The organism is Stenotrophomonas sp. 62841_Sma (assembly GCF_056482945.1).
Genome location: NZ_CM151224.1, coordinates 1,440,887 through 1,467,349, shown reverse-complemented (window position 1 = coordinate 1,467,349; position 26,463 = coordinate 1,440,887). Strand labels below are relative to the sequence as shown.

At 67.6% G+C, this 26,463-nt stretch carries 22 protein-coding genes; 15 read left to right on the top strand and 7 right to left on the bottom strand.

The window, feature by feature from the left end:
• Positions 1–11: 11 nt before the first annotated feature.
• Together creC and creB are read right to left on the bottom strand one after the other, a co-directional pair.
• The gene (gene creC, locus ACZK5G_RS06885) at positions 12–1,472 is read right to left on the bottom strand and encodes a two-component system sensor histidine kinase CreC (RefSeq protein ID WP_329893065.1); all 1,461 of its coding nucleotides are present in this window, start codon (positions 1,470–1,472) and stop codon (positions 12–14) included.
• A 3-nt stretch (positions 1,473–1,475) separates the two neighbouring features.
• Positions 1,476–2,201, bottom strand: coding sequence for a two-component system response regulator CreB (gene creB, locus ACZK5G_RS06880; protein ID WP_478465804.1), 726 nt, complete (start codon positions 2,199–2,201; stop codon positions 1,476–1,478).
• Between the two features lie 35 nt (positions 2,202–2,236).
• On the opposite strand from creB, the gene ACZK5G_RS06875 reads away from it, so the two are divergent.
• From ACZK5G_RS06875 to ACZK5G_RS06860, 4 genes are all read left to right on the top strand, one after another.
• Positions 2,237–3,094: a 23S rRNA (adenine(2030)-N(6))-methyltransferase RlmJ gene (locus ACZK5G_RS06875; RefSeq protein ID WP_024958156.1), complete on the top strand. Its 858-nt coding sequence runs from the start codon at positions 2,237–2,239 to the stop codon at positions 3,092–3,094.
• Between the two features lie 95 nt (positions 3,095–3,189).
• The gene (locus tag ACZK5G_RS06870; protein ID WP_004150340.1) at positions 3,190–3,735 is read left to right on the top strand and encodes a GNAT family N-acetyltransferase; all 546 of its coding nucleotides are present in this window, start codon (positions 3,190–3,192) and stop codon (positions 3,733–3,735) included.
• Positions 3,736–3,944: 209 nt separating this feature from the next.
• Positions 3,945–7,409, top strand: a complete 3,465-nt coding sequence (gene mfd, locus ACZK5G_RS06865; protein ID WP_478465802.1) for a transcription-repair coupling factor — start codon at positions 3,945–3,947, stop codon at positions 7,407–7,409.
• A 46-nt stretch (positions 7,410–7,455) separates the two neighbouring features.
• Complete coding sequence (locus ACZK5G_RS06860) at positions 7,456–8,073, top strand: HD-GYP domain-containing protein (protein WP_478465800.1); 618 nt, start codon at positions 7,456–7,458, stop codon at positions 8,071–8,073.
• 92 nt (positions 8,074–8,165) lie between these two features.
• On the opposite strand, the gene ACZK5G_RS06855 is transcribed toward ACZK5G_RS06860, so the two are convergent.
• Both ACZK5G_RS06855 and gpmA read right to left on the bottom strand, forming a co-directional pair.
• The gene (locus tag ACZK5G_RS06855; RefSeq protein WP_478465798.1) at positions 8,166–10,259 is read right to left on the bottom strand and encodes a M13 family metallopeptidase; all 2,094 of its coding nucleotides are present in this window, start codon (positions 10,257–10,259) and stop codon (positions 8,166–8,168) included.
• Between the two features lie 208 nt (positions 10,260–10,467).
• On the bottom strand, positions 10,468–11,217 hold the full coding sequence (gpmA, locus tag ACZK5G_RS06850; protein ID WP_004150217.1) for a 2,3-diphosphoglycerate-dependent phosphoglycerate mutase: 750 nt from the start codon (positions 11,215–11,217) through the stop codon (positions 10,468–10,470).
• A gap of 94 nt (positions 11,218–11,311) precedes the next feature.
• Here gpmA and nfi point away from each other — a divergent pair, with 94 nt between their 5' ends.
• On the top strand, positions 11,312–11,995 hold the full coding sequence (nfi, locus tag ACZK5G_RS06845) for a deoxyribonuclease V (RefSeq protein ID WP_478465796.1): 684 nt from the start codon (positions 11,312–11,314) through the stop codon (positions 11,993–11,995).
• An 84-nt stretch (positions 11,996–12,079) separates the two neighbouring features.
• Positions 12,080–13,024, top strand: coding sequence for an IS481 family transposase (locus ACZK5G_RS06840; protein WP_478466496.1), 945 nt, complete (start codon positions 12,080–12,082; stop codon positions 13,022–13,024).
• A 66-nt stretch (positions 13,025–13,090) separates the two neighbouring features.
• Here ACZK5G_RS06840 and ACZK5G_RS06835 read toward each other — a convergent pair whose 3' ends face one another.
• Together ACZK5G_RS06835 and ACZK5G_RS06830 are read right to left on the bottom strand one after the other, a co-directional pair.
• On the bottom strand, positions 13,091–14,071 hold the full coding sequence (locus ACZK5G_RS06835) for a cation diffusion facilitator family transporter (RefSeq protein WP_032127521.1): 981 nt from the start codon (positions 14,069–14,071) through the stop codon (positions 13,091–13,093).
• 180 nt (positions 14,072–14,251) lie between these two features.
• Complete coding sequence (locus tag ACZK5G_RS06830) at positions 14,252–16,501, bottom strand: TonB-dependent siderophore receptor (RefSeq protein WP_121503876.1); 2,250 nt, start codon at positions 16,499–16,501, stop codon at positions 14,252–14,254.
• A 289-nt stretch (positions 16,502–16,790) separates the two neighbouring features.
• Here ACZK5G_RS06830 and ACZK5G_RS06825 point away from each other — a divergent pair, with 289 nt between their 5' ends.
• On the top strand, positions 16,791–18,206 hold the full coding sequence (locus tag ACZK5G_RS06825; RefSeq protein WP_049399641.1) for a GGDEF domain-containing protein: 1,416 nt from the start codon (positions 16,791–16,793) through the stop codon (positions 18,204–18,206).
• 95 nt (positions 18,207–18,301) lie between these two features.
• On the opposite strand, the gene ACZK5G_RS06820 is transcribed toward ACZK5G_RS06825, so the two are convergent.
• Positions 18,302–19,519: an MFS transporter gene (locus tag ACZK5G_RS06820; RefSeq protein WP_478465794.1), complete on the bottom strand. Its 1,218-nt coding sequence runs from the start codon at positions 19,517–19,519 to the stop codon at positions 18,302–18,304.
• A 77-nt stretch (positions 19,520–19,596) separates the two neighbouring features.
• Between ACZK5G_RS06820 and ACZK5G_RS06815 the strand changes: the two genes are divergently transcribed.
• The 8 genes from ACZK5G_RS06815 (at position 19,597) to ACZK5G_RS06780 (ending at position 26,326) form a co-directional block, all read left to right on the top strand.
• Positions 19,597–20,046, top strand: a complete 450-nt coding sequence (locus ACZK5G_RS06815; RefSeq protein WP_478465792.1) for a winged helix-turn-helix transcriptional regulator — start codon at positions 19,597–19,599, stop codon at positions 20,044–20,046.
• A 73-nt stretch (positions 20,047–20,119) separates the two neighbouring features.
• Positions 20,120–21,247: a metallophosphoesterase gene (locus ACZK5G_RS06810; protein ID WP_478465790.1), complete on the top strand. Its 1,128-nt coding sequence runs from the start codon at positions 20,120–20,122 to the stop codon at positions 21,245–21,247.
• Positions 21,248–21,381: 134 nt separating this feature from the next.
• Positions 21,382–22,065 carry a response regulator gene (locus ACZK5G_RS06805; protein ID WP_014646433.1) on the top strand — a complete coding sequence of 228 codons (684 nt, stop codon included), beginning with the start codon at positions 21,382–21,384 and terminating at the stop codon, positions 22,063–22,065.
• Positions 22,062–23,441, top strand: a complete 1,380-nt coding sequence (locus ACZK5G_RS06800; protein WP_005412674.1) for a sensor histidine kinase — start codon at positions 22,062–22,064, stop codon at positions 23,439–23,441. Before ACZK5G_RS06805 ends, ACZK5G_RS06800 begins: the two co-directional genes overlap by 4 nt.
• 79 nt (positions 23,442–23,520) lie before the next feature.
• The gene (locus ACZK5G_RS06795; protein ID WP_010483180.1) at positions 23,521–24,357 is read left to right on the top strand and encodes an alpha/beta hydrolase; all 837 of its coding nucleotides are present in this window, start codon (positions 23,521–23,523) and stop codon (positions 24,355–24,357) included.
• Between the two features lies 1 nt (position 24,358).
• Complete coding sequence (locus tag ACZK5G_RS06790; protein WP_012479558.1) at positions 24,359–24,718, top strand: EamA family transporter; 360 nt, start codon at positions 24,359–24,361, stop codon at positions 24,716–24,718.
• Positions 24,715–25,113, top strand: a complete 399-nt coding sequence (locus ACZK5G_RS06785; protein ID WP_032127526.1) for a DMT family transporter — start codon at positions 24,715–24,717, stop codon at positions 25,111–25,113. The genes ACZK5G_RS06790 and ACZK5G_RS06785 overlap by 4 nt, the downstream gene beginning before the upstream one ends.
• Positions 25,114–25,123: 10 nt before the next feature.
• Positions 25,124–26,326 carry a DegT/DnrJ/EryC1/StrS family aminotransferase gene (locus tag ACZK5G_RS06780; protein WP_107432640.1) on the top strand — a complete coding sequence of 401 codons (1,203 nt, stop codon included), beginning with the start codon at positions 25,124–25,126 and terminating at the stop codon, positions 26,324–26,326.
• The last annotated feature ends 137 nt before the right edge of the window (positions 26,327–26,463 follow it).

The window sequence follows — 26,463 nt, the reverse complement described above, 5'->3', positions numbered from 1 at the left end:
CGAGTGTGAAGTCAGCGGCGCGGGCGCTGGCCTGGCACACCCAAAGGCAGCCACAGGCTGGCCACGGTGCCGCCGCCCTCGCGGATATCCACGCTGGCGCGCCCATCATGCAGGCGCGCGACCTCCTGCACGAAGGGCAGGCCCAGGCCAGAGCTGCGACGCCCGCTGCCGGGCCGCGCCAGCGAATAGAAGCGTTCGAACACCCGCTCACGCGCGTAGTCGGGAATGCCGGCGCCACGGTCGGCCACCTGCAGGCGCACGCCCTGCCCGTCCACCTCGGCCTGCAGCGCGATCTCCGCGCCGGCCGGCGAGAAGGCAATCGCGTTGTCGATCAGGTTGTGCAGTGCCTGCCGCAGCAGGTAGGCGTCGCCTTGCACCCGCAGGTCGGGCACGCTGCCGATGCGGACCTGCACGCCGGCCGCCTGCGCACGCACCTGCGCGGCCGCCGTCGCATCGGCCAGCAATGCCGGCAGCGCGATCGGGTCACGCGTCTGCAGCCAGCCGTGCTGTTCCACTTCGGCCAGCGCCAGCAGCTTGTCGATGGTCTCGGTCAGCCGCTCCTGCTGGTCGACGATGCTGCGCGCGAAATGCACGCGATCGGCTTCCGGCAGCGGCTCCTGCAGCAGTTCGGCGGCACCGCGGATCGCCGCCAGCGGGCTCTTCATCTCGTGCGTCAGCGACTGCACGTACTGCTCGACGTAGGCCTTGCCCTCCAGCTTGCGGCGCATCGTTTCCAGCGCCTGGCCGAGATCGCCGATCTCGTCGCGACGGCGCCGTGGTGGTGGCACCGGTTCGCCCGCGCTGACCGCGCGTGCATAGCGGCTGAGCTGACCGAGGCCCGTGGTCAGCCACATCGTCACCAGCACGCCGACCAGCGCCGACAGCCCGATCAGCCACGCACCGCGCTCGATGATGGCGCGCTGGCTGGCGGCGATGAACGGATCGATGCTGCGGTTGGGCTGGGCCAGGCTGAGCACGCCGATCAGCGTGCGGCCGTCGGCCGGGTCGTACACCGGCGCCGCCACATGCATCACCGTATCGCCCTCTTCGCCGGCAATCTCGGGGCTGGAACGTGCGCCGTACTCACCGCGCAGGGTGCGGTAGACATCATTCCAGCGCGAGTTGTCGCGGCCGAGATCACGGCCCAGCGAATCGTAGATGACGATGCCCTTGGCGTCGGTGATGGTCACCCGGTAATCCAGCGAGCGCTTGGGGAAACGCCAGACCATCGCCTTCAGGTCGCGCTGCCGCGCCTTGGCCAGGTTGCGGGTGAAGCTGCCGCTGCGGATGGTGCCGTCCTTGACGTCGGCGGCGGCCATCTCGGCCAGCACGTTGGCCGCATCGACCAGGGTCGATTCCATCGCCTGGCGCACACCGGGCTTCACCTCGTTGACGAACACGCGCATCACGAAGAACGCGGCGATGCCGGTGATCAGGAAGAAGCCGAGGAACAGCTTCAGTACCAGGCGCATCGGCTAGACCTCCAGCGCGTAGCCGAGGCCACGGTGGGTGCGGATCGGGTCGTCGCTGGCACCGGCCGCGCGCAGCTTGGCGCGCAACGTCTTTACATGGGTGTCGACGGTGCGGTCGGCACTGTCGGCACTGCTGTCCCAGCCCCGGTCCATCAGCTGCGCGCGGCTGAGGATGGCACCCGGGCGCTGCAGCAATGCTTCCAGCAGTGCGTACTCGTAGCGGGTCAGGTCCAGCGCCTGTCCGCGGAAACGGATGCGCCGGCCCTCGCGGTCGATGGCGAACGCGCCATGCTCCTGCCAGCCCGCATCGGCGCTGGGCGCTGCGACGGCCGGCGCCGCACGGCGCAGCCGCGCACGCACCCGCGCCACCAGCTCGCGCGGCGAGAACGGCTTGGTCATGTAGTCATCGGCACCCAGCTCCAGGCCGAGCACGCGGTCCACCTCGTCGTTGCGGGCGGTCAGGAAGATCACCGGCAGCTGCGCCTCAGGGCCCGGCAAGGCGCGCAGCCGGCGGCAGACCTCGAAGCCACCGAGGTCGGGCAGGCCGACATCCAGCACCACCACGTCGATGCCGCCGGCCTGCAGCCGCAGCAGAGCCTCACCGCCCAGCAGGCAATGGCTGGCGGCATAGCCTTCGCTGCGCAGCGCATAGAGCACGGTTTCGGCGATGGCGGCTTCGTCCTCGACCACCAGGACATGGGCAACAGGAGCTGTCATGGCGCGCAGCATAGCCGCTGCGGCCGCCGCCCCGTACACTGCCGCCCATGAACTATCGCCACGCCTTCCATGCCGGCAACCACGCCGATGTGCTCAAGCACATCGTGCAGCTGGCCCTGATCGACAGCTTCAAGCGCAAGGACAGCCCGTTCTTCGTGCTCGACACCCACGGCGGCGCCGGCCGCTACCTGCTGGCCAGCGAAGAGAGCCGCAAGACCCTCGAGGCTGAATCCGGGATCATGCGGCTGATGGCCCAGCCCAAGCTGCCGGAGGTGGTCGAGCGCTATCTGAAGGCGGTGCAGGCCGATAATCCGGTGGGCGCCCTGACCAACTACCCGGGCTCGCCGCTGCTGAGCGCGCAGGCGATGCGTGCGCAGGACCGCATGGCGGTCTGTGAGCTGCAGGAAGCCGAAACGGCCACGCTGAAGGCTCTGTTCGCCCATGACAGCCGCGTCGACGTGCGGGCGGGCGATGGCTATGCGCTGCTGCGTTCGCTGCTGCCGCCGAAGTTCAACGGCAGCAAGATCGGCCGTGGCCTGGTGCTGATCGACCCGCCCTACGAAGCCCAGGATGCCGAATACCAGGCGGTCCTGGCCGCCCTGGCCGAGACCCTGGCGCGCTGGCCGCAGGCCACCTGTGCGGTATGGTTCCCGATCAAGCAGCGCCGCACCATCCTGCATTTCCTGCGCAAGGCCACCGCCCTGCCGGTGAAATCGGCGATGACGATCGAGTTCCTGGTGCGCCCGGACGACTCACCGCTGCGCCTCAACGGCAGCGGCATGCTGCTGCTCAACCCGCCCTGGCAGTTCGACCGGGTGGTCGGCCCGGCCCTGCCGGCGCTGCGCCAGCACCTGGGTGAACCCGGGGCCAGCACCCGCCTGGATTGGCTCAAAGCACCCGAATAACGGCCTTCACGAGGCTGTACCGCCGTGAGCCTTTCGTTCACGGAATGCAGCCCCGGTGATGCCACAATCGATGGACCACCAAGGAATCACCCGGTATGGCCACTCGCAACCGCATGCCGCCCTGGCATGAGATCTTCAAGGCTCCCAGCGGCCACGAGCTGCTGATCCGCCCCATCCGCCCGGAAGATGGCGCACCGCTGCAAGCGGCGTTCAGCCTGTTCGGGCCGGAAGAAATCCGTGATCGTTTCCTGCAGGCGGTGACCGAGCTGTCGCCGGAAACCACCCAGCGCCTGACCCACCCGAATCCCAAGACCGAGATCACCCTGGTCGCTGCCGAATCCCTGCCCGCTGGCGAAGCGGTGGTCGGCGCGGTCGCCCGGGCCTCGATCATCCCCGGTACCCGTGAAGCCGAGTACGCGATCCTGATCAGCCGCTTCCTCATTGGCCAGGGCCTGGGCCGGCAGCTGATGCGCAAGCTGGTGAAATGGGGCCGCGGCAAGTACCTGGACCGCCTGTACGGCGACGTTGCCGCTGAGAACGAGCCGATGAAGCAGCTGGCCGCCTCGCTGGGCTTCAAGCCGGTCCCGCACCCGACCGGTGCCGAAGGCCTGGTGCGGATGGTGCTGGAGCTGGACAACTGAAGGATGCGCCGGGCGTGCCCGGCGACGCATGCTTCAACAGTCGAGCAAGCTCGACTCTACGGGATGCGCCGGGCTCTGCCCGGCGACGCCTCCCGGTAGTGCCGGCCGCTGGCCGGCATTCCCATACCCCAACGGCACATGAGGCTGCCGGCCAACGGCCGGCGCGGCCCACCGGGCTTCGATCGGGCTTCTGCTAAAATCCGGGGTCCATGTCGCGTACCTCATACCCCGCCCCGCCGCTGCCGCGCGCCGGCCAGCTCCGCGCCTGGTGGCGCGCCCCCGCATCGCCGACCGCCCTGGCCTGGTACCTGGCCCAGGCCGCGCGTGCGCACGACGCCCCGCTGCTGGTGATCGCCCGTGACAACCACGGTGCCAACCAGCTCGAAGCCGACCTGCACACCCTGCTCGGCGGTGACCCGGCCCTGCCGGTGGTGGCCTTCCCGGACTGGGAAACCCTGCCCTACGACCGCTTCAGCCCGCATCCGGACATCATTTCGCAGCGCCTGTCCGCCCTGCACCGCCTGCCCACGCTGAAGCGCGGCCTGGTGATCGTGCCGGTGCAGACCCTGCTGCAGCAGCTGGCCCCGCGCAGCTACGTGATCGGTGGCAGCTTCGACCTGAAGGTCGGCCAGCGCCTGGATCTGGAAGCCGAGAAGCGTCGCCTGGAAAGCGCCGGCTACCGCAACGTGCCGCAGGTGATGGACCCGGGTGACTTCGCCGTGCGCGGCGGCCTGCTCGACGTGTACCCGATGGGTGCCGACGAGCCGCTGCGGGTGGAGCTGCTGGACGAGGACATCGATTCGATCCGTGCCTTCGATCCGGAAAGCCAGCGTTCGCTGGACAAGGTCGAGGCGGTGCACATGCTGCCTGGCCGCGAAGTGCCGATGGACGAGGCCAGCATCGCCCGCGTGCTTGCCACGCTGCGCGAGCGCTTCGATGTCGATACCCGGCGCAGCGCGCTGTACCAGGACCTGAAGTCCGGGCTGGCCCCGGCCGGCGTCGAGTACTACCTGCCGCTGTTCTTCGAACGCACCGCGACCCTGTTCGACTACCTGCCCGACGGCAGCCTGCCGGTGGTCTGCGCCGGTGCCGGCGAAGCCGCCGAGGCATTCTGGGCGCAGACCGGTGAGCGCTACGAACAACGCCGCCACGATGTGGAACGGCCGCTGCTGCCGCCGTCCGCGCTGTACCTGTCGCCGGAGCTGCTGCGCGAGCGCCTGAACGATGCCCCGCGCATCGAGGTGTGGTCGGCTGACCATGCGCGCATCGCCGACGCGCACGCGCTGGGCGACCAGCCGCTGCCGCCGCTGCCGGTGGCCGCGCGCGAGGCACCCGCTGGCGACGCGCTGAAATCCTTCCTCGGCCACTATCCGGGCCGGGTGCTGCTCGCCGCCGATTCGCCCGGCCGACGCGAAGCCCTGCTGGAAGTGCTGCAGGCCGCCGAGTTGAAGCCGCCGGTGGCGGCCGACCTGCCCAGCTTCCTCGCCGACGATGCGCGCTTCGCGATCGCGGTGGCGCCGCTGGAGGATGGCTTCGCGCTGGACGATCCGCGCATCGCGGTGCTGACCGAGCGCCAGCTGTTCCCCGAGCGCGCCGGCAGCACCCGCCGCACGCGCCGTGCCGGCCGCGAACCGGAAGCGATCATCCGTGACCTCGGCGAGCTGACCGAAGGCGCGCCGATCGTGCACGAGGATCATGGCGTCGGCCGCTACCGTGGCCTGATCGCGATGGACGTCGGCGGCATGCCCGGCGAGTTCCTCGAAATCGAATATGCCAAGGGTGACCGGCTGTATGTGCCGGTCGCCCAGCTGCACCTGATCAGCCGCTACTCTGGCGCTTCGGCGGAAACCGCGCCGCTGCATTCGCTCGGCGGCGAACAGTGGAGCAAGGCCAAGCGCAAGGCCGCCGAGAAGGTGCGCGACGTCGCCGCCGAGCTGCTGGAGATCCAGGCCCGCCGCCAGGCGCGTGCCGGCCTGGCACTGCAGGTGGACCGCGCGATGTACGAGCCGTTCGCCGCCGGTTTCCCGTTCGAGGAAACGCCGGACCAGCTGGCCGCGATCGACGCCACCCTGCGCGACCTGGCCAGCAGCCAGCCGATGGACCGCGTGGTCTGCGGCGACGTCGGCTTCGGCAAGACCGAGGTGGCGGTGCGTGCCGCGTTCGCCGCCGCCAGTGCCGGCAAGCAGGTGGCCGTGCTGGTGCCGACCACGCTGCTGGCCGAACAGCATTACCGCAACTTCCGCGACCGCTTCGCCGATTACCCGCTGAAGGTCGAGGTGCTGTCGCGCTTCAAGACCACCAAGGAAATCAAGGCCGAGCTGGAAAAGGTCGCCGCCGGCACCATCGACGTCATCGTCGGTACCCATCGCCTGCTGCAGCCGGACGTGAAGTTCAAGGACCTGGGCATGGTCATCGTCGACGAGGAGCAGCGTTTCGGCGTACGCCAGAAGGAAGCGCTGAAGGCGCTTCGCGCCAACGTGCACCTGCTGACCCTGACCGCCACGCCGATTCCGCGCACGCTCAACATGGCCATGGCCGGCCTGCGCGACCTGTCGATCATCGCCACGCCGCCGCCGAACCGGCTGGCGGTGCAGACCTTCATCACCCAGTGGGACAATGCGCTGCTGCGCGAAGCCTTCCAGCGCGAGCTGGCGCGCGGTGGCCAGCTGTACTTCCTGCACAACGACGTGGAAAGCATCGGCCGCATGCAGCGCGAGCTGTCCGAGCTGGTGCCGGAGGCGCGCATCGGCATCGCCCACGGGCAGATGCCGGAGCGCGAGCTGGAAAAGGTGATGCTGGATTTCCAGAAGCAGCGCTTCAACGTGCTGCTGTCGACCACGATCATCGAGTCGGGCATCGACATCCCCAACGCCAACACCATCATCATCAACCGCGCCGACCGCTTCGGCCTGGCCCAGCTGCACCAGCTGCGTGGCCGCGTCGGTCGTTCGCACCACCGCGCCTACGCCTACCTGGTGGCGCCCGACCGCCGCTCGATCACCCCGGATGCGGAAAAGCGCCTGGAAGCGATCGCGTCGATGGACGAGCTCGGTGCCGGCTTCACCCTGGCCACGCACGATCTGGAAATCCGCGGTGCCGGTGAACTGCTGGGCGAGGACCAGAGCGGGCAGATGGCCGAGGTCGGCTTCAGCCTCTACACCGAGCTGCTGGAGCGCGCGGTGCGCAGCATCAAGCAGGGCAAGCTGCCCGACCTGGATGCCGGCGAGGAAGTGCGCGGTGCCGAAGTCGAGCTGCATGTGCCGGCGCTGATTCCGGAAGACTACCTGCCGGACGTGCACACCCGCCTGACCCTGTACAAGCGCATTTCCAGCGCGCGCGACAGTGATGCGCTGCGCGAACTGCAGGTGGAGATGATCGACCGCTTCGGCCTGCTGCCGGATGCGGCCAAGCACCTGTTCGCCATCGCCGAGCTGAAGCTGAAGGCCAACACCCTCGGCATCCGCAAGCTGGACCTGGGCGAGAACGGTGGCCGCATCGTGTTTGAGTCCAAGCCGAACATCGACCCGATGGCGGTGATCCAGCTGATCCAGAAACAACCCAATCTCTACGCCATGGAAGGGCCTGACAAGCTGCGCATCAAGCACCCGCTGCCGCTGCCGGAAGACCGCTTCAATGCGGCCCGCGCCCTTCTGACCACCCTCGCCCCGGGTTGATCGCCCCCCCGAACACCCCGCACCGGTCCCCACCCGGTGTGGGCGGATGACCATGTTTCCTGACGCCGTACCCGCCCCCGACCTGCTGCACGCGCAGGCCTGCCTGATCGATGCCCTCTCGATGTCGCTGCAGATGCGCGACGCCTACACCCGCCACCACTGCGACCGCGTTGGCCTGCTCGCGCAGCGCCTGGCCACGCACTGCGATCTCGACGCCGATGCCTGTTCGCAGATCGGCCTGGCCGCGCGCTTCCATGACATCGGCAAGATCGGCATCCCCGACGATGTACTGCTGACACCGCGCCGGCACACCGACGAGGAACGCGCGATCATGCGCGAGCATCCGGTGCGCGGCGAACACATCTTCCTGGCCACCGGCCGCAGCGATGCGGCACCGGTCGCGCGGCTGATTCGCGCCCACCATGAAGCGTTCGATGGCAGCGGCTATCCCGACGGCCTGCGTGGCGAGAGCATTCCGCTGGGCTCACGCATCGTCACCGTTGCTGATGCCTACGATGCCATGACCAGCGTGCGCCCCTACCGCGCAGCGATGGAACGCGAGACTGCGTTGCGCATCATCGACGAGCAGTCCGGCGGCCTGATCGATCCCTATGTGCTGCAGCGCTTCCATCGCATGCTGGCGCAGGAACCAGCGCTGGCCTGAGATCCGCCGGGCATGGCCCGGCGCTACCGATCAGACAAACAAAAGGCCCGGCATTCGCCGGGCCTTCTGCATCACGCATCACGGATGATCGATTACCAGATCACCACGCGCTTGTCGTCGGCACGCACCATCGCGTCACCGGCCTTGCACCGGAATGCAGCGGCATACGACGGCATGTTCGACGGTGCGCCGTTGGCACGGAAGTTGGCCGGGGCGTGCGGGTCGGTGTTCAAGCGGACGCGCAGCTCACCATCGGTGAAGTTGCGGCGCCACACGGTGGCCCAGTTCATGAAGAAGCGCTGGTCCTGGCTGTGGCCATCGACCTCCACGTTCGCCTTCGGGTCTTCCTTCAGCGCCATCTGCAGCGCGTCGTAGGCCACGGTCAGGCCACCCAGGTCGCCGATGTTCTCGCCCAGGGTCAGCTTGCCCTTCACGAACACGCCCGGCACCGACTCGTAGCCATCAAACTGTGCGACCAGCTGGTCGGTACGCTCGGTGAAGGCCTTGCGGTCGGCGTCGGTCCACCAGTTGTCGAAGTTGCCGTTGGCAGCGAACTGGCTGCCCGAGTCATCGTAGCCGTGCATCATCTCGTGGCCGATGACCGCACCGATGCCGCCGTAGTTCAGCGCCGGATCGGCCTTGGCGTCGAAGAACGGCGCCTGCAGGATCGCCGCCGGGAACACGATCTCGTTCTTGGTGGCGTTGTAGTAGGCGTTGACGGTCTGCGGGGTCATGCCCCACTCGGTCTTGTCCACCGGCTTGCCGATCTTGTCCAGCATGTAGCGATAGTTGAACGCACGTGCCGCCTGCATGTTGCCCAGGTAGCTGTCACCGTTGGTCTGCAGGCCGGTCCACTCACGCCACTTGTCCGGGTAACCGATCTTCGGGGTGAAGCTGGCCCACTTTTCCAGCGCCTTCTTCTTGGTTTCTTCGCCCATCCACGGCAGCTGCTCCAGGCGCGCCTTCAGCGCCACCGAGAGGTTCTCCACCAGGTGCTGCATGGCCACCTTGGATTCGGCCGGGAACACGGCGTCGACGTACAGCTGGCCCAGGGCTTCACCCATGCCGCCGTTGACCGACTCCAGCACGCGCTTCCAGCGCGGCTGCATTTCCTTCTGGCCACGCAGGGTGGTGCCATAGAAATCGAAGTTGGCCTTCTCGAACTGGCTGCTCAGGTACGGCGAGGCGTCATCGATGGTGTGGAAGCGCAGGTAGGCCTGCCAGGTGCTGGCCGGCACGTCGGCGAGCATCTTGTCCATTTCACCGAAGAAGCCCGGCTGCGCCAGCGAGAACTTCTGCGCGGCCGGCACCTTCAGGGTGTCGAACAGCGCGGTCCAGCTGAAGTTCGGGGTCAACTTGTCGGCGTCAGCCGCGCTGAGCGGGTTGTAGCGCTTGGCCGGGTCACGCATCTCGATGCGCGACATCGAAGCCTTGGCCAGGCGGGTTTCGAAGGCCATCACGGCCTTGGCCTGCTCGGCGGCCTGCGCCGCGTCCACACCGGACAGGGTCAGCACCTGTGCGATGTAGGCCACGTAGGCGTCGCGGATCTTGGCTTGGGCGTCATCGAAGTAGTAGCCCTTCTCCGGCAGACCGAGGCCGCCCTGGCCGACATAGGCGATGACGTTGGCCGAATCCTTGTAGTCGGCATTGGCGAACAGCGAGAACAGCACGCCCTTGCCCTCGGCCTGGCTGTCACGCAGGTACTGGGTGATGGCGGCGGTATCGTTCAGCGCGGTGATCTTGTCCAGCTGCGGCTGCAGCGGCGCCAGGCCGGCGGCTTCGATCTTGGCTTCATCGTTGCCGGTCTTCCAGATGTCACCGATCTTGGCTTCCACCGAGCCGGCCTTGGCCTGGCTGGCCGCGGCCTGCTGCACCAGTGCGTGCTGCACTTCCAGCGAACGCTCGCGCAGGATCTCGAAGCTGCCCCAGGTGGTCTGGTCGCCCGGCACCGGGTTGGCCTTCAGCCACTTGCTGTTGACGAAACCATTGAGGTCGGTACAGGCCGAAATGGCCGGATCCAGATCGGCGCTGTTGAGCGAGATCAGCGGCGTCTTGATCTGCGACAGGTCGAAGGCCGGCTTGGCGTCGGCGCTGGCCGCCGGCGCGATTTCATTCTTGCCACAGGCCGCCAGCGAGGCAGCGATGGCGATGGTCAGGCCCAGCGGGACCAGGTTGCGGACGTTCATGAGGCTCTCCTGCGGGTAATTTCACAGGGTAGCCGGGGAGGCCCGCGGCGGGGACCGCCAAAGGTCACAGGACGCGCTTATGTAGAGTCGAGCCATGCTCGACTGCTCTCCGTCCCGGGTTTATTGTCCTTGCGGCAAGAGGCCAACAGCAGTCGAGCATGGCTCGACTCTACAAAAAGCGAAGGCCGGCTTGCGCCGGCCTTCTGTTTTATTTCGCCTTGCCCTGGTTGGCCACGGCTTCAGCGGCCTTGCGCGCTGCTTCCGGGTCGCCCAGGTAGCGGAACGACTTCACCGTCAGGTCGTCGTTCAGTTCGAACAGCAGCGGGATGCCGGTCGGGATGTTCAGCTCGAGGATTTCCTCGCGCGAGACGTTGTTGAGGTACTTGTACAGCGCGCGCAGCGAATTGCCGTGGGCGGTGACCAGCACGGTCTTGCCGTCCTTCAGCTGCGGCGCGATGGCGTCGTGCCAGTACGGCAGCACGCGGTCCAGCGTGGTGGCCAGCGATTCGGTGCCCGGCAGCGCGTTGCGGTCCAGGCCAGCGTAGCGGCGGTCATGGATCGGGTGGCCCGGATCTTCCAGGTCCATGGCCGGCGGTGGGATGTCGTACGAACGACGCCACACCTTGACCTGGTCCTCGCCGTGCTTGGCGGCGGTCTCGGCCTTGTCCAGGCCCTGCAGGCCGCCGTAATGGCGTTCGTTGAGGCGCCAGGACTTGTTCACCGGCAGCCAGTCCTGTTCCAGCTCGGCCAGTGCACCCTGCAGGGTGTGGATGGCGCGCTTGAGCACGGAGGTGTGGGCAACGTCGAACTGCAGGCCTTCCTCGCGCATCAGGCGACCCGCGGCGGCCGCTTCCCGGCGCCCCTGCTCGGTCAGGTCGACATCGACCCAGCCGGTGAAGCGGTTGTCCAGGTTCCACTGGCTCTGGCCATGGCGCAACAGTACGAGTTTACGGGTCACTGCAGGGTCTCCAACGCGAGGAAAGACAGGCCGCCATTGTAGCCCCGGCCGCCGCTCACCGGGCCGTGGCACCACGCATGCGATGCTGTGACCAATGAATACGGTGATCGACCCCGGGCGCTGGGAAGGCAGCGTCGCCGCTGCACGCGCGCAGCAGCTCCAGCTGGCCGGCCGCGTGGAGCGCCAGGACCGCCTGCCACGCAACGTGCGCTGGCTGGCCGGGCTGGATGTCGGCTTTGAAGACGATGGCGCCATCACCCGCGCCGCGGCGGTACTGCTGGATGCGAAGACGCTGCAGCTGATAGCGCAGGAAGTCGCGCGGATTCCCACGGTGATGCCCTACATCCCCGGACTGCTCAGCTTCCGCGAGCTGCCGGCACTGCTGGCCGCGCTGGCGCTGCTGCCGCATACGCCGGACCTGGTGTTCGTCGATGGCCATGGCATCAGCCACCCGCGACGATTGGGCGTGGCCGCGCATCTGGGCGTGGTCACCGACCTGCCGAGCATCGGCGTCGCCAAGTCGAAACTGGTGGGCCGGTTCGTCGAACCGGGTGCCGAGGCCGGTGCGCATACGCCGCTGCTGGACGGCGATGAGCAACTGGGTTGGGTGCTGCGCAGCAAGATTCGCTGCAAGCCGCTGTTCGTGGCCGGTGGCCATCGGCTCAGTGCGGATACCGCGCTGGACTGGGTGCAGCGCACGCTGCGCGGTTACCGGCTGCCGGAGCCGACGCGGCTGGCAGACCGGCTGGCCTCGCGACGGGGTAGAGTCGACTGCTAGTTGTGATCTCTCTGTAGGTTGTTCATCCGGGACATCTTTGGAAAATGGCGGTTACCACACCTTTCCAGACCCCAAAGAGCCCGGATGAACCACCATAAAAATGCCCGTTTGACCGTCCATAGTCGAGCACTTCTTGTTCACCGCATTCTTCACGAGGGCCTGCGCCCGGAAGAAGCAGCTCAGGCGTGTGGCGTCAGCGTGCGTACGGCTTACAAATGGCTGGGCCGATTCCGGGAGTTGGGGCCATCGGGCTTGGAGAACCGCAGCTCAAAGCCTCACCAGACGCCGCACGCCACACCGGAGCTGGTGGTCGAGCAGATCAAGGAACGCCGCCGTAAGCGGCAGACCTACCTGACCATCTCCAAGGCACTGGGGGTCGGCCACAGTACGATTTCAAGGCTGATGCGCGCCCACGGCCTCAATCGGCTGTGTCAGCTTGATCCGCCCAAGGAGGTCATCCGATACGAATATGATCAGCCAGGAGGGCTGCTGCACCTGGACATCAAGAAGCTGGGCAACTTCCAGCGGCCAGGGCACAGAACCGATGCCAAACGCCGGGGAAACGCCGCGGGCGGTGGCTGGGGCTACGTCCACGTGGCCATCGACGATCACTCCCGAGTGGCCTTCAGCAGCGTCCACCCCAACGAACAGGGCGAAACCGCCTGCCAGGCGTTGCTGGGCGCTCTGGAGTACTACGCCAGCCTGGGAATCACCTTCAAGCGGATCCTGACCGACAACGGTGCCTGCTATCGCTCCACCGCCTTTGCCAAGCTGCTCAAATCCCTTGGAATCAAGCACATCAGAACCAAGCCCTACACGCCGCGGACCAATGGCAAAGCCGAGCGCTTCATCCAGACCAGCCTGCGCGAGTGGGCCTACGCCTGCGAGTACGCATCCTCGGACCAGCGCAATTCCATTCTGAACCAATGGCTGCACCACTACAACTGGCACCGTCCCCATATGGCGATCGGCGGCCAGCCACCTATCTCCAGAGTGCCGCTGAACAACGTAGTGGGTTTACACAACTAACAGTCGACTCTACCAAGCCGGCTTCATCCAGGCGGCTTGACCCGATCGACGCCCCTACATCCTCGTTCAGCGATGCACGTGGCCGCGGTGGCCCTGCGCGTCCTCGCCGTGGTCATGGCCTTCATGGCCCTCGTGCTCGCCGCCCTTGGCCGGCGCCGGCTCACCACAGGCTTCGCCGCAGTGGTCCGCTTCGATCTGCAGTGTCACGTGCTCGATGCCGAAGTCATCGTGCAGGCGCCCGCCCAGATCACGACGCAGCGCATCGGCATCGGTGCCGTCGCGCATCACGATGTGCGCGGTCAGCGCCGGGGTGCTGGAGGCCAGCGCCCACACATGCAGGTCATGCACGTCCAGTACCGCAGCGTGGCCGGACAGGCTGTCGCGCACCTTGGCCACGTCCATGCCCTTGGGCACGCCTTCCAGCAGCACGTTGATCGCCTCGCGCATCAGCACATAGGTGCGCGGCAGTACCCACAGGCCGATCAGCACCGCCAGGATCGGGTCGATCGGCTTCCAGCCGGTCCACTTGATCAACAGCGCGCCAGCAATCACGGCCACCGAGCCGAGCATGTCTGCCCACACTTCCAGGTAGGCACCCTTCACGTTGAGGCTCTCGCCGCTGCCGGCCTGCAGCAGGCGCATCGAGATCAGATTGATGACCAGGCCCGCCGCGGCAATCACCAGCATGCCCGACGAGGCAATCTCCTGCGGCTCGCGGAAACGTCCAATGGCCTCCCACAGGATATAGCCGGCGACCACGAACAGCATCGCGCCATTGATCATCGCGCCCAGCGCTTCCAGGCGTGCATAGCCGTAGGTGCGGCGCGCGTCCGGCGGGCGCCGGCTCAGCCGCACCGCGACCAGCGCGATCATCAGCGCTAAAGCGTCGGTAGCCATGTGCGCCGCGTCGGACAGCAGCGCCAGGCTGTTGGTCCAGAACGCGCCCACCACCTCGACGACGAGGAAGGTGGAGGTCAGGCCGAGCGCCCACCACAAGGGTTTCTCGTGGCGGATCTCGGATGGCAGGTGATCGTGGTCGTGGCCCATGGCAACAGCTCCTTTGCGATGGGAGGCAGGCTACGCCGGAGGGCGTTGGGAAACTATCACGGTGTTTATAACATTGCAGGCCACGCGGTCCCTCACCGGGCATGACCCGGCGCTACCGGAGCGCGGCCGGCAACGCCAGGCCACGCCTGGCGGACGCAGCGGACCGACGTCCGCCTGCGGTCAGAACCCGAAGCGCAGGCTGGCCCAGTACGCGCGGCCCGGCTCGTTGTAGGTCGCCGCGCCGGCATCGCTGCTGTTGGCCTCGCGGAACAGGCGCTTGTCGGCCAGGTTGTTGACGCCGAAACCGAAGCTGACCGTCTCGGTCACCTTGTAGCGCGCGCTCACGCCCCAGATGTTGTACGCACCACGGTCCTGCAGCGCGATCGACGGATCGCAGGTGCCGGTGCAGCGCGGATCATTGTTGATGTTGGTGGTGGCCGGCTTCTGCTTGCCGTAGAAGGTGCCGGTCAGCAGCAGCGACAACTTGTCGGTGGCCTGCCAGTCCAGCATCGTGTTGACGGTGTACTTCGGAATCACCGACAGCGGCTGGCCGGTGCTCTTGTTCTCGTTCTCCACCATGTAGGTGAAGTTGTTGCTCCACTTCAGGCGGTTGCCCTGCTCGCCCAGCAGCGGGACCACCAGGTTGCCTTCCAGACCCTGCACGATCGCCTTGGGTGCGTTCTCCCAGCGGAAGATGCGGCCCTTGGTGTCGGCGGTCAGCCCGATCTGGTTGTACCCGGCCTGGATCTTGTCCTTGTAGTCGTTGTGGAAGTAGGTCAACGACGCTTGCCAGCCGCTCTGCGGTGCCCACTCGATACCCAATTCCTTGTTCAGGCTGGTTTCCGCCTTCAGGTCCGAGTTGCCGCGCATGTAGCAGCCGGCGCCCAGGCTCGGCAGTGCATTAGGGCAGCCATTGCCCCGGGTGTAATACAGATAGTCCGGATTCGACTGGTACAGGTTCGGCGCCTTGAATGCACGGGCGATACCGCCCTTCACCACCCAGTCGCTGTTGATGCGGAACTGCGCGTTGAGGCTGGGGCTGGTGTTGTTGCCGAACTGGCTGTGGTGGTCGAAGCGCAGGCCCGGGGTGACGATCCAGCGCTCGCCCAGGTAGATGTTGTCTTCCACGAACACGGCGGTGGTCTGCGCGTCGGACTTGCCGCGAGCGCGATCGGCCGACAGCCCCGGGATGCCGCCGCCGCTGCTGCTGGACTGGCTCATCGAGTACGGGTCGGTCAGGCGGCTGTCCAGGTATTCAAAGCCCAGCGTCCAGATGTTCTCGGCACCACCCAGCGTGGTCGGGAAACTGACTTCGCCGTCCAGCTGGTAGTTGCGCAGGCGCGAGGTCGACCAGTCGGTGCCGTTGAAGCTGCCCTCCGGGCCACCGGCCAGGCCTTCGTTGATGCGTGAGTTGTTCACCGCTTCCACTGCCGCGGTCACCCGAGAGGTCACATCGCCCCAGCGGCCGCGATGGGTGATCGCGCCGGTGTTGCGGTACATGCGGTTGGTCTCGGCCTGCTGCTCGGCCAACGCCCCCAGATCGATCGGTGTCGAGGTACCGGTGGTGCTGACCGCGCGGTCGCCAGCATAGATGTTGCCCTGGCGACTGGTGCCTGCTTCGAATTCGACCACCTGGTTGGCGGTCACGTCCCAGCGCAGCAGCGCGTTGACATCGCGGTTCTTGACGCCCTCGCGACCGGCCGGCGGCACCGCGTTCGGATTCGCCGCGAAGTCACGGTTGAGTTCCAGCGAATCGGCGTCGGTCTTGTTGAGATTGCCGTACAGGCGGAACGACAGGGTGTCGGTCATCGGCCCGCTCAGCTGCAGGCCGACGCGCTCGCTGCCGCCTTCGGCGCTGTGCTCGGGCACCAGGCCATACAGGTCGACCGCGCCGGTCAGGTCGCCGGTCGGGCGCTTGGTGATGATGTTGACCACGCCACCGGAAGCACCCGAGCCATAACGTGCCGCTGCAGGGCCGCGCAGCACTTCGATGCGCTCGATCATTTCCGCCGGCACCCAGTTGGTATCGCCCCGGGTATTGCGCTCACCGCTGCGGCCCATGCGCACGGCATCACGCGCACCGATGCGCTTGCCGTCGACCAGGATCAGGGTGTTTTCCGGGCCCATGCCACGCAGATCGATCTGGCGGTTGTTGCCGTACTGGCCCGACGCACTGTTGCCGGTCAGGTTGACGCCGGGCATGGTCCGCAGCAGCTCGGCGATGTCGTTGGCCGGCGGGCGCCTGGCGATGTCCTCTGCGGTGATGGTCGAGGTACCCAGGGCCTGGCGCGCGATCTGCGAGGCGGTGACGTGCACCGTGTCGATATCGGTTGCGTCGGTTTCGGCGTGGGCGGTCAGGGCGCTGCCGGCCAGCAGGGCGGCAACGGCAAGCGCCAGCGGGCGCGGCGAAAGGACAACGGCAGGGGACATGATCAGGACCTTCTGGCAGGGCTACGGGGCCTCTGGCAAAGGGCTTGAGGCAACGACGAGGGGGAGGCGGAGCAGTCCTGCAGCAGGCACCTGCAGCCCGTTCCGTGCGCGCATTCTCCCATCAATGCGATTGATTCTCAAATGCGTTCACTCATTGCCGCAGCGGCGCCGATGTGGTTTGCGCACCGTGCAACCCTGCACCGCGCGTAAACTGGCCGGCTAACCCGCCATCAACCGTATGCCGCCGCGGCCGATACCCGTGGTTTGCCGTACGCAGTCAGAGATCGACGTGGAACCACCCCAATTGGACGATGCCAGCCAGCCGCTGGCCGAGGCCTGGCAGCAGTGTCTGCTGCAGGCCGGCCCTGCCGCCACCGCGCTGCTCAAGGCCGCTGCTACCGATGCCCCACCCGCGCTGGCCCAGCGCTTTTACGAAGTACTGCTGCAGGACACCCGTGCGCGCCGTTTCCTGTCCCACGACCAGGTCAAGCAGCGCCTGCAGCCGGCCATGCAGCGCTGGCTGGCGCAGCTGCTGACCACTGATGCCAGCGGCATCGCCAACACCGTGGCCTCGCAGCGGATCATCGGCGACGTGCACGCCCGCGTCGGCATTCCGGTCGACCTGGTTACCCGCGGTGCGCGCGTGCTCAAGCACGAACTGTTCGTGCGCCTGCGCGACGATGCACCGGACAGCGACACCGCATTTGCCGCCATCGACTGCCTCAGCGCGATCATGGATATCGCCATGGAAGGCATGACCCTGGCCTACACCCACGCGCGCGAGCGCTCCACCCGTGCCGACGCCGCCTACCGGCTGTTCTCGCTGGTACAGAACGTCGGTACCGAACGCGAGCGCCAGCGCGCACTGCTGCTGGACTGGGAAAACGCCCTGCTCTACGCGTTGGCCGGCCACGTGCAGGCCAGCGACAACGCCAGCCTGGCTACCTCGGAGTTCGGCCTGTGGTTCACCCACAAGGGCATCCCCAGCTTCGGCGAAAGCAGCGAAACGCAGCAGGTGGGCCAGTTGATGGCCCGCATTGATGGCCACCTGCAGCGCGCGAGCGGCGATGCTCCGGCGCAGCGACTGGCGGTGCTGCCGGCCATCCGCGAGGACCTGGCCGCCATCCGCACCCTGATGACACTGCTGTTCGAGCGCATCGGCGAACTGGATGCCGGCAGCGACGCGCTGACCAACCTGCTCAACCGTCGCTTCCTGCCCACCGTGCTGCGCCGGGAAATCGAGCTGGCCACACGCAACCGCACACCATTCTCGCTGCTGCTGCTCGACCTGGATCACTTCAAGGCAATCAACGACGGCCACGGCCACGATGCCGGCGACCGCGCGTTGCAGCACGTCGCCGGCCTGCTCGGCCAGCTCACGCGCGGCAGCGACTACCTGTTCCGCTATGGCGGCGAAGAATTCGTGGTGGTACTGGTGGCTGCCAGCGAATCGCAGGCGACCGTGATCGCCGAGAGCCTGCGGCGGCAGATCGCACAGTCGCCGGTGGCACTGGCCAACGGCCAGGTGCTGGCACTGACCGCCAGCATCGGCGTGGCCGGCCACGACGGCCATCCGGACTACGAGCGGCTGATGGCCCGTGCCGACGCGGCAATGTACGAGGCCAAGCGCAGCGGCCGCAACCGCGTGGTGGTGGCCAGTGCGGACCTGCAGGAAGCGCCGGGACGGCGCGCACTGCAGCGATGACGGCAGGACAGGTAGAGTCGACCGCGGGTCGACTATCGCGCGCACCGCGGGGTTTTTCGCACGCAGGGCGAAGAGCAGTCGACTGACAGTCGACTCTACTGACCGCCGGCACTACCGATACGGCCGCCGGCCGCTGCTTTCACCGCCACCATCCGCCACGCTGCCCACCAGAGCAGCGCCAGCAACGCGATGCCCGCCCCCAACAGGCATACCGCCGGCCAGCCATGGCGCGCCTGCATCCACGGCCCGGCCGCTGCACCGGCACCACTGCCCACCGCATAGAACAGCATGTACAAAGCCACCAGGCGTCCATGCTGTTCAGCCGGCGCGCGCAGCAGCAATGCCTGGTTTGATACGTGCAGTGCCTGCCCACCCAGGTCGAGCACAATCACGCCCAACAGCAGCAACGACAGCGACTGCGGCAGGCCCAGCAAGGGCCACCACGCAACCAGCATCAACAACAGCGCACCGACGCTGACCGGATGCGCGAAACCACGGTCCATCCAGTGCCCTACCCGCGCCGCCAGCAGCGCACCGATCACCCCGGCCAGGCCCAGTGCACCGATGGCGGCGGTCGACCAATGCAGCGGTGGCGCCGAGAGCGGCAAGGGTGCCGCCGCCCAGAACACATTGAGGCCGGCAAACAGCAGCAGTGCCAGCGGCCCGCGTTCGCGCAGCGTTCGATCGCGGCGCAGCATGCCCAGCATCGAGCCCAGCAGCTCGCGCCAGCGTGGGGGAACCGACGGCACCGGTACTGGGGGCAGGCGCCGCCACAGCAGCGCCGCCAACCCCGCCACCACCATCGCTGACAACAGGTAGACCATCTGCCAGCCAAAGGCCGCCGCCACCGTACCGGACACCACGCGCGCCAGCAGCAGGCCGATGAACACGCCGCCCTGCACCACACCGACCACGCGACCGCGCTGCTCGGGCGGTGCCAGCATGGCGGTATAGGCGATCAGGCCCTGGGTCAGCGCCGTGCCCAGCAAGCCGGCCAGCAGCATGCCCGACAACAGCCAGCCCGCCGTGCGTGACGCTGCCAGCCACAGCAGCGCCAGCACCAATGCGATCAACTGCAGCCGCAGCAGGCGTCGCCGGTCACCACGGTCCGCCAGCGGCAGCAGGCCAAGCAACGCCAGCACGCTACCGGCCTGGGTAGCAGCCAGCACCGCGCCGGCCACGGCCCGGTCCAGCGCAAAGGCGCGTGCAAGCTGATCCAGCAGCGGCTGCGCGTAGTAGACGTTGGCGACGCTGGCGCCGGCGGCAACCGCAAGCAGGACCAGCAGCGGGCGGGGAAGCGATGTGGCACTCATGACGTGGTTGCAATTTGAAACTTGATGCAGGCTACTGCCATTGGTTTTAAACTGCAACCACATCAGAGAGGTCCACCATGCACGCCGACAGCCCCTGCCCCGTCGCCCGCAGCGCCGACCTGCTCGGCGACCGCTGGGCGTTGCTGGTCATCCGCGATGCCTTCGATGGCATCACCCGCTTTGGCGACTTCCAGCGCAGCCTCGGCGCGGCCCGCAACATCCTCAGCGACCGCCTGCGCCGGCTGGTAGAGGCCGGCATCCTGCAGCTGCAGCCGGCCTCCGATGGATCGGCCTACCAGGAATACGTGCTCACCGCCGCTGGCCAGGAACTGTTCCCGCTGCTGGTCGCGCTGCGCCAATGGGCGGAACGCCATCGCTTCGAGGCCGGTGAAGCCCATTCACAGCTGATCGAATCGGCGACGCGGCGGCCGCTGCCCTACATGCAGCCGCGCGGGCGCGACGGCCAGCCACTTCAGCCCACCGCCACCCGCGTGCGCAAGCTCAGGGACGGCGGGCGCGACACCTGATCCGCCCATTCGCGCACACCGACGAACACCCGCGCCGGTTAGCATCGGGTCTTTCCGCCACTGGATGCCGCCGTTGTCGCGCGATCGCCCTTCCCTGCTGACCGCCCTGCTGTTGCCGCTGCTGGCCTGCGCCACAGCAACCACGCAGGCCCGCGAGGTTGCCGCGCCCGCCGACCACGTGCAGGCCGATGGCCCCTATGTGTTCCGCCAGGGCGACCAGTTGCAGGCCAAGTGGATCTGCGACGACAAGGTCGAGTCGCACACGCTTGCCACGCAGGCCGCAGGTACCGACATCGCCCCGCGCTGCGGCTACGAGCACACGGTGCACGTGGCTGCCCCGAATGCGCCTTCGGTTTCCGTGCTGCCGGCCGTGCCGCGCATCGTTGCGCTGTCCGACATCCATGGCCAGTACGGGTTGCTGGTGCGCCTGCTGCGCGCCCACCAGGTCATCGATGCCCAGGATCGCTGGGCGCTGGGCAAGGACACGCTGGTCATCGCCGGCGATGTGTTCGACCGCGGCCCGCAGGTGACCGAGGCCTTCTGGCTGCTGTATGGCCTGCAGCAGCAGGCGGCCGCCGCCGGCGGCGCGGTGCACTTCGTGCTCGGCAACCACGAAACCATGGTGCTGTACGACGACCTGCGCTACGTCAACCCGAAGTACCTGCGCAGCGCGCAGCTGCTCGGCCGCAGCTACCCGCAGCTGTACGGTGCCGATTCGGTGATCGGGCAGTGGCTGCGCACCCGCCCGGTGCTGCTGAAGATCGGCGACACCCTGTTCCTGCACGGCGGCATTTCGCCCGAGGCAGTGCAGCTGGCGCTGGACCCGGCGCGCACCAATGCGGCCTACCAGGCGTCACTGGGCCTGCCAAAGGCCGAAGTAAAGGCCGACCCGGCCACCGCACCGCTGTATGACGGCAAGACCAGCCCGATCTGGTACCGCGGCTACTTCGATGGCCACCTCGACACCGCGGGGGTGCAGACCGTACTCGACCGCCTGCAGCTCAAACGCATCGTGGTCGGCCACACCTCGATGCCACACGTCAGCAGCTTCCATGGCGACCGCGTGATCGCCATCGACAGCAGCATCAAGAACGGCGAGAACGGCGAACTGCTGTTCATCGAGGATGGCAGGCTCAGCCGTGGCCTGCTGGACGGCTCGCGGGTGCCGTTGGCGCCAGGTGAGCCGGGCCTGCAGGACTGAATGAAGGGACAGCGCGACGGCACCGGGCGGCGGCGGCGCGCTCCACCTTCACCCGGTTTGCGGCTACCCTCGGCAGCCGAGAGAGGCCCACCCCGTCCATCCGGTGGGCCTGACCGTTACAGGAGCCCCCGCGCATGCGCGTTCTGATTGCTGAAGACGACCCGGATATCGCCTCCGGCCTGTGCGCCTCGCTGCGCCGGCAGGGGCACGTGGTTGACCACGTCGACAACGGTGCGCACGCCGACGCGGCACTGGGCTCGACCCAGTACGCATTGCTGGTGCTGGACCTGGGCCTGCCTCAGCTGGATGGCCGCGATGTGCTGCAGCGCCTGCGCCAGCGCGGCGATGGCCTGGCGGTGCTGGTGGTGACCGCCCGCGACGGCCTGGCCGAGCGCGTGCGCGTGCTCGACCTGGGCGCCGATGACTACCTGGTCAAGCCGTTCGCGCTGGACGAGTTCGAAGCACGCGTGCGTGCGCAGCTGCGGCGGGTCACCAGCAATGGCAACCCGGACCTGCGCATCGGCCGCCTGCGTATCGATCTGGCCGGGCACCGGGTGTGGATCGACGACCAGTCGCTGGAACTGACCGCGCGCGAGTTCGGCCTGCTGTCGGCACTGGCGGTACGCGCCGAGCGCATCGTGTCGCGCGCGCAACTGGTGGAAGCGCTGTGCGACTGGGGCCAGGACCTCACCGACAACGGCCTGGACATCGCCCTGCACCGCCTGCGCCGCAAGCTGCAGCCCGGCGGCATGGGCATCCGCACCGTGCGCGGGCTGGGCTACATGCTGGAAGACGCGCAGGACGACAGCGCCCCGTGATCAGTGGACCACCCAGCCTGCGCCGGCGCCTGCTCGCCTTCCTGGCGTTGCCGATGCTGGGCCTGCTCACCTTCAACACGATCCTGGCCTACTACGTTGCGCTGGACTATTCCAACCGCATCCACGACCGCAACCTGATCGACGACACGCATTCGTTCGCGCAGATGCTGAGCACCATGCCGGTGACCAGCGACCTGTCTCCGCAGGCGCGCTTCCTGATCGAGTACGACCCCGACGGCCATCGCTACTTCAACGTCGACAGCAGCCGCATGGGTACGCTCAGCGGCAATGCAGACTTCAGCCCGTACGCCCCTTCGCAGGACTGCACCGGCGTGCATCCGGCGCTGTACGACGGCAACCTCAATGGCCAGCAGGTGCGCATGGCCACCGTCTGCACGCAGGCGATGAACGATCCGCAGGACCAGCTGGCGGTGACCGTGGCCGAGAGCATGGCTGACCGCCGGCAGCGTGCGCGCGAGATCCTGATGATCATCATCCCGCTGATGACCATGCTGGCGCTGGGTACCGCAGCGCTGGTCTGGTTCGGCGTGACCTATGGCCTGCGTATCCTGACCCCGCTGAGGACCCGCCTGGCCCAGCGCCGCGGCGAACTGGCGCCGATCTCCGATGCCGACGTGCCAGAGGAGATCCAGCCACTGATCAGCACCATCGATGATCTGTTTGCCCGCCAGGCGGAAATGATCACCCTGCAGAACCGTTTCATCGCCGATGCCGCGCACCAGCTGCGTTCGCCGCTGGCGGGCATGGCCCTGCACGTGGACCAGGCGCTGGCACATGGCGACCCCGATACAGTGCGCGAGGCGCTGCAGCACATCCGCCGGCTCAACCAGCGCACCGCCCGGGTCAGCACCCAGCTGCTGGCACTGAGCCGGGCGCAGACCGTGCCCGATACCGTGGAGGCACTGGACCTGTGCGAGCTGGTACCGCAGTGGGTCGGCATGCGCGTACCGGAGGCGATCCGCGATGGCATCGATCTGGGCTACCGCGGCAGTCCCCATCCGCTGCGTGTACTGGGCAACGGCGCCATGCTGCAGGAAGCGCTGGACAACCTGATCGACAACGCCCTGCGTTATGCCGGCCGCAATGCAACCGTCACGGTGGGCGTGCACGCGCTGGACGACAATGATGTCGAACTGTATGTGGAAGACAACGGCCCTGGTGTGCCCGACGACGTGATGCCACGGCTGGGCGAGCGCTTCTTCCGGGCGCCGGGCACCGCTGCCAGCGGCACCGGCCTCGGCCTGGCCATCGCGCACGAGGCGGTGGAGCACTTCGGCGGCCGCCTGAGCTTCCTGAACCGCCCAGGTGGCGGACTGAAGGTCGCCATCACGCTGCCGCTGCTGAAGGCGCCCTGACCCGGCCCGGGGCGCTGAAAGGCTGGCGAAAATCGCGCTTGCGATCCTGCCATCCCCACTGCCGTCCCGGAGCCGCCAGGTGACCGAATCGCACGACTTCTTCCTCCCCGGTGGCCCACAGGGCGTGCTGCTGGTCCATGGCCTGACCGGCACCCCGGCGGAAATGCGCATGCTGGGCAAAGGGCTGAACAACGCCGGTTTCACCGTGCACGGCGTGCAGCTGCCCGGCCATTGCGGCAGCGTGGATGACCTGCTGGCGACCACCTGGGAACAGTGGTACCAGGGCGTGGAAGATGCGGCGGCAACCCTGCGCGGCAAGGTCGACCAGCTGTTCGTCGGCGGCCTGTCGATGGGCGCGGTGCTGTCGCTGGCACTGGCTGCACGTCGCCCCGAGTGGGTGTCCGGGGTCGGCGTGTACGGCGCCACCTTCCGCTATGACGGCTGGAACATCCCCGCCGTGGCCCGCTTCTCGTTCCTGCTGCCGTGGTTCAAGCGCTTCAACATCGGCCGCGACCGCATGTTCATGGAAGAACCGCCGTACGGCCTGCGTGACGAGCGCCTGCGTGCACAGGTCAGTGCCGCCATGCTGTCCGGCGACAGCGCCGCCGCCGGCCTGCCGGGCAACCCCTGGCACGCCCTGGCCGAAATGCGCGCGCTGAGCAACTGGACCCGCCGCCACCTGCACCAGGTCACCGCGCCGTGCCTGGTGATGCACGCCCGCGAGGACGACGTGGCCAGCATGGGCAACGCCGAGCTGGTGATGTCGCGGGTCAGCGGCCCGAAGGAACTGGTGGTGCTGGAAGACAGTTACCACATGATCACCATCGACCGCGAACGCCGCGATGTGATCCGCCGCAGCGCGCGCTTCTTCACCGAAATCGGTGAACGCACTGGCGTGCTCAAGGCGGTGGCCTGACATGGGGGCACTTGCCACGCTGCTGTGGCTGGCCAATGTCGTGCTCGATACCGGTGGCCAGCTCGCCTTCAAGGCCGCCGCCAGCGACCCGCAGGAGGGCGAAGGACTGCAGCGCTGGAAACACATGCTCAGCCGTCCCTGGCTGTGGATCGGCATCGCCTGCTACGTGCTTGAGTTCGTCGCCTGGATCGCGTTCCTGTCGCTGGTGCCGCTGTCCAAGGGCGTGCTGCTGGGTTCGATCAACATCGTCGCGCTGATGATCGCCGGCCGTTTCCTGTTCCGCGAGAAACTCACGCCGCTGCGGGTGACCGGCATGCTGCTGGTCACCGCCGGCGTAGCCGTGGTGGGGGCCGGCTCATGAGGCGCCTGTATGTGATCGGCTTCCCGCTGCTGATGGCGTTCGACACGCTGGCCCAGCTGTGCTTCAAGTACGCCGGTGACGCCGCGTTGCCGGTCGAGGCCAACACCGCCTGGCTGCTGCGCGTGCTGTCGCAGCCGTGGGTTTACGGCGCCATCCTCGGCTACGTGGGTGCATTCTTCACCTGGATGAGCCTGCTGCGCCATGCGCCGATCGGTCCCGCCTTTGCTGCCTCGCACCTGGAAGTGATCAGCGTGCTGCTGCTGTCGGCGTGGCTGTTGAACGAGCCGCTGACCCTCCACCATCTGCTCGGTGCGGTACTGATCGTGGCCGGCATCGTCTGCCTCGGCCGCGCCGAGGCGGACGACCCGCACAGCCCTGCCGAAAGCACCCCGTGAGCGCGCTGCGATGAGCCTGTTCGCGCGCGAACTGCCACCAACCGCCGGCCTGCCGATGCAGGCCAGCGATTTCCTTCCCGGTGGCGGCGACCTGCGTGACATCCTGGCCAGCCAGCTCGGCACACCGCCGCTGCAGCTGACCTGTTCCGGCACGCACGCGCTGCTGATCGCCCTGCGCACGCTGCGCAAGCGTGCGCCAAAGCGCGACACCGTGATCATGCCGGCCTATACCTGCCCGCTGGTGCCGATCGCGGTGCACAGCCTGGGCCTGCGCGTGCAGTTGTGCGATACCCGGCGCGGTCATTTCGACTTCGACCCCGGCCAGCTCAAGCGGCTGGCCGATGCGCGCACGCTGGCGATCCTGCCCACCCACCTGGGCGGGCGCATTGCCGATGTCGAGCTGGCCTGCGAAGTCGCCCGCAACGCCGGCACCTGGGTGATCGAAGATGCCGCGCAGGCACTCGGCGCACGGGTCGGCAACAGCAGTGTCGGCCTGCGCGGCGATATCGGATTCTTCAGCCTGGCCGCCGGCAAGGGCCTGAGCCTGCATGAAGGCGGCCTGCTGGTCAGCCGCGATGACGAACTGCGTGCTGCGCTGGCCGAACATGCCGTCCAGCACGTTCGCTCCAGCCTGCGCTGGGAGCTGCTGCGCAGCGTGCAGTTGCTGGGCCTTGCTGCCTGCTATCGCCCTTCGCTGCTGTCACTGGTGTATGGCAATCCACTGCGCAATGCGCTTCAGCGTGGCGATCTGGAAGATGCGGTCGGTGACATTTTCCCGCTGGATATCCCGCAGCACCGGGTCAGCCAGTGGCGGCAGAACATCGGCGCGCATGCCGCGCGGCGCTTGCCGGCATTCCTTCAGGCCGGTCGGCTGCGTGCGTTGCAGCTGCGGGTGCAGCTGGCACAGCTGCCCGCCGTTGAGGTGGTCGATGGGCTGGCCGGTAGCGGTGGCACCTGGCCACTGTTGATGCTGCTGCTGCCCAGCCAACGCGCCCGCGATGCGGTACTGAAGGACTTGTGGCCACGCGGGCTTGGCGCCAGCCGCATGTTCATCCATGCCCTGCCCGGCTACGCCTACCTGCGCGGCATCGTGCCGCAGGACGACATGCCCAACGCACGCGACTTCGCCGCACGCATGCTGACCCTCGGCAACAGCGCCTGGCAGACCCGTGAAGAGACCGCCGAAATACTGCGGGCACTGGCCCGCGCGTGACGCCAGGACGCACGGATGGAGTGCGCCCCGCGCATTCATCCATGCACCTTCCTGAACGCTTTCCGCGCCCTGCAATGCAGGCTTTCAACAGGAAAGGAACGAGAAAGGCTGCCTGCCTACATTGAGCCTGCCCCGGC

Excerpts from the sequence above, each read along its gene's own strand:
- creC (WP_329893065.1), bottom strand. The coding sequence starts at position 1,472 with ATGCGCCTGGTACTGAAGCTGTTCCTCGGCTTCTTCCTGATCACCGGC.
- creB (WP_478465804.1), bottom strand. The coding sequence starts at position 2,201 with ATGCTGCGCGCCATGACAGCTCCTGTTGCCCATGTCCTGGTGGTCGAG.
- ACZK5G_RS06875 (WP_024958156.1), top strand. The coding sequence starts at position 2,237 with ATGAACTATCGCCACGCCTTCCATGCCGGCAACCACGCCGATGTGCTC.
- ACZK5G_RS06870 (WP_004150340.1), top strand. The coding sequence starts at position 3,190 with ATGGCCACTCGCAACCGCATGCCGCCCTGGCATGAGATCTTCAAGGCT.
- mfd (WP_478465802.1), top strand. The coding sequence starts at position 3,945 with ATGTCGCGTACCTCATACCCCGCCCCGCCGCTGCCGCGCGCCGGCCAG.
- ACZK5G_RS06860 (WP_478465800.1), top strand. The coding sequence starts at position 7,456 with ATGACCATGTTTCCTGACGCCGTACCCGCCCCCGACCTGCTGCACGCG.
- ACZK5G_RS06855 (WP_478465798.1), bottom strand. The coding sequence starts at position 10,259 with ATGAACGTCCGCAACCTGGTCCCGCTGGGCCTGACCATCGCCATCGCT.
- nfi (WP_478465796.1), top strand. The coding sequence starts at position 11,312 with ATGAATACGGTGATCGACCCCGGGCGCTGGGAAGGCAGCGTCGCCGCT.
- ACZK5G_RS06840 (WP_478466496.1), top strand. The coding sequence starts at position 12,080 with ATGAACCACCATAAAAATGCCCGTTTGACCGTCCATAGTCGAGCACTT.
- ACZK5G_RS06835 (WP_032127521.1), bottom strand. The coding sequence starts at position 14,071 with ATGGGCCACGACCACGATCACCTGCCATCCGAGATCCGCCACGAGAAA.
- ACZK5G_RS06830 (WP_121503876.1), bottom strand. The coding sequence starts at position 16,501 with ATGTCCCCTGCCGTTGTCCTTTCGCCGCGCCCGCTGGCGCTTGCCGTT.
- ACZK5G_RS06820 (WP_478465794.1), bottom strand. The coding sequence starts at position 19,519 with ATGAGTGCCACATCGCTTCCCCGCCCGCTGCTGGTCCTGCTTGCGGTT.
- ACZK5G_RS06815 (WP_478465792.1), top strand. The coding sequence starts at position 19,597 with ATGCACGCCGACAGCCCCTGCCCCGTCGCCCGCAGCGCCGACCTGCTC.
- ACZK5G_RS06805 (WP_014646433.1), top strand. The coding sequence starts at position 21,382 with ATGCGCGTTCTGATTGCTGAAGACGACCCGGATATCGCCTCCGGCCTG.
- ACZK5G_RS06790 (WP_012479558.1), top strand. The coding sequence starts at position 24,359 with ATGGGGGCACTTGCCACGCTGCTGTGGCTGGCCAATGTCGTGCTCGAT.
- ACZK5G_RS06785 (WP_032127526.1), top strand. The coding sequence starts at position 24,715 with ATGAGGCGCCTGTATGTGATCGGCTTCCCGCTGCTGATGGCGTTCGAC.
- ACZK5G_RS06780 (WP_107432640.1), top strand. The coding sequence starts at position 25,124 with ATGAGCCTGTTCGCGCGCGAACTGCCACCAACCGCCGGCCTGCCGATG.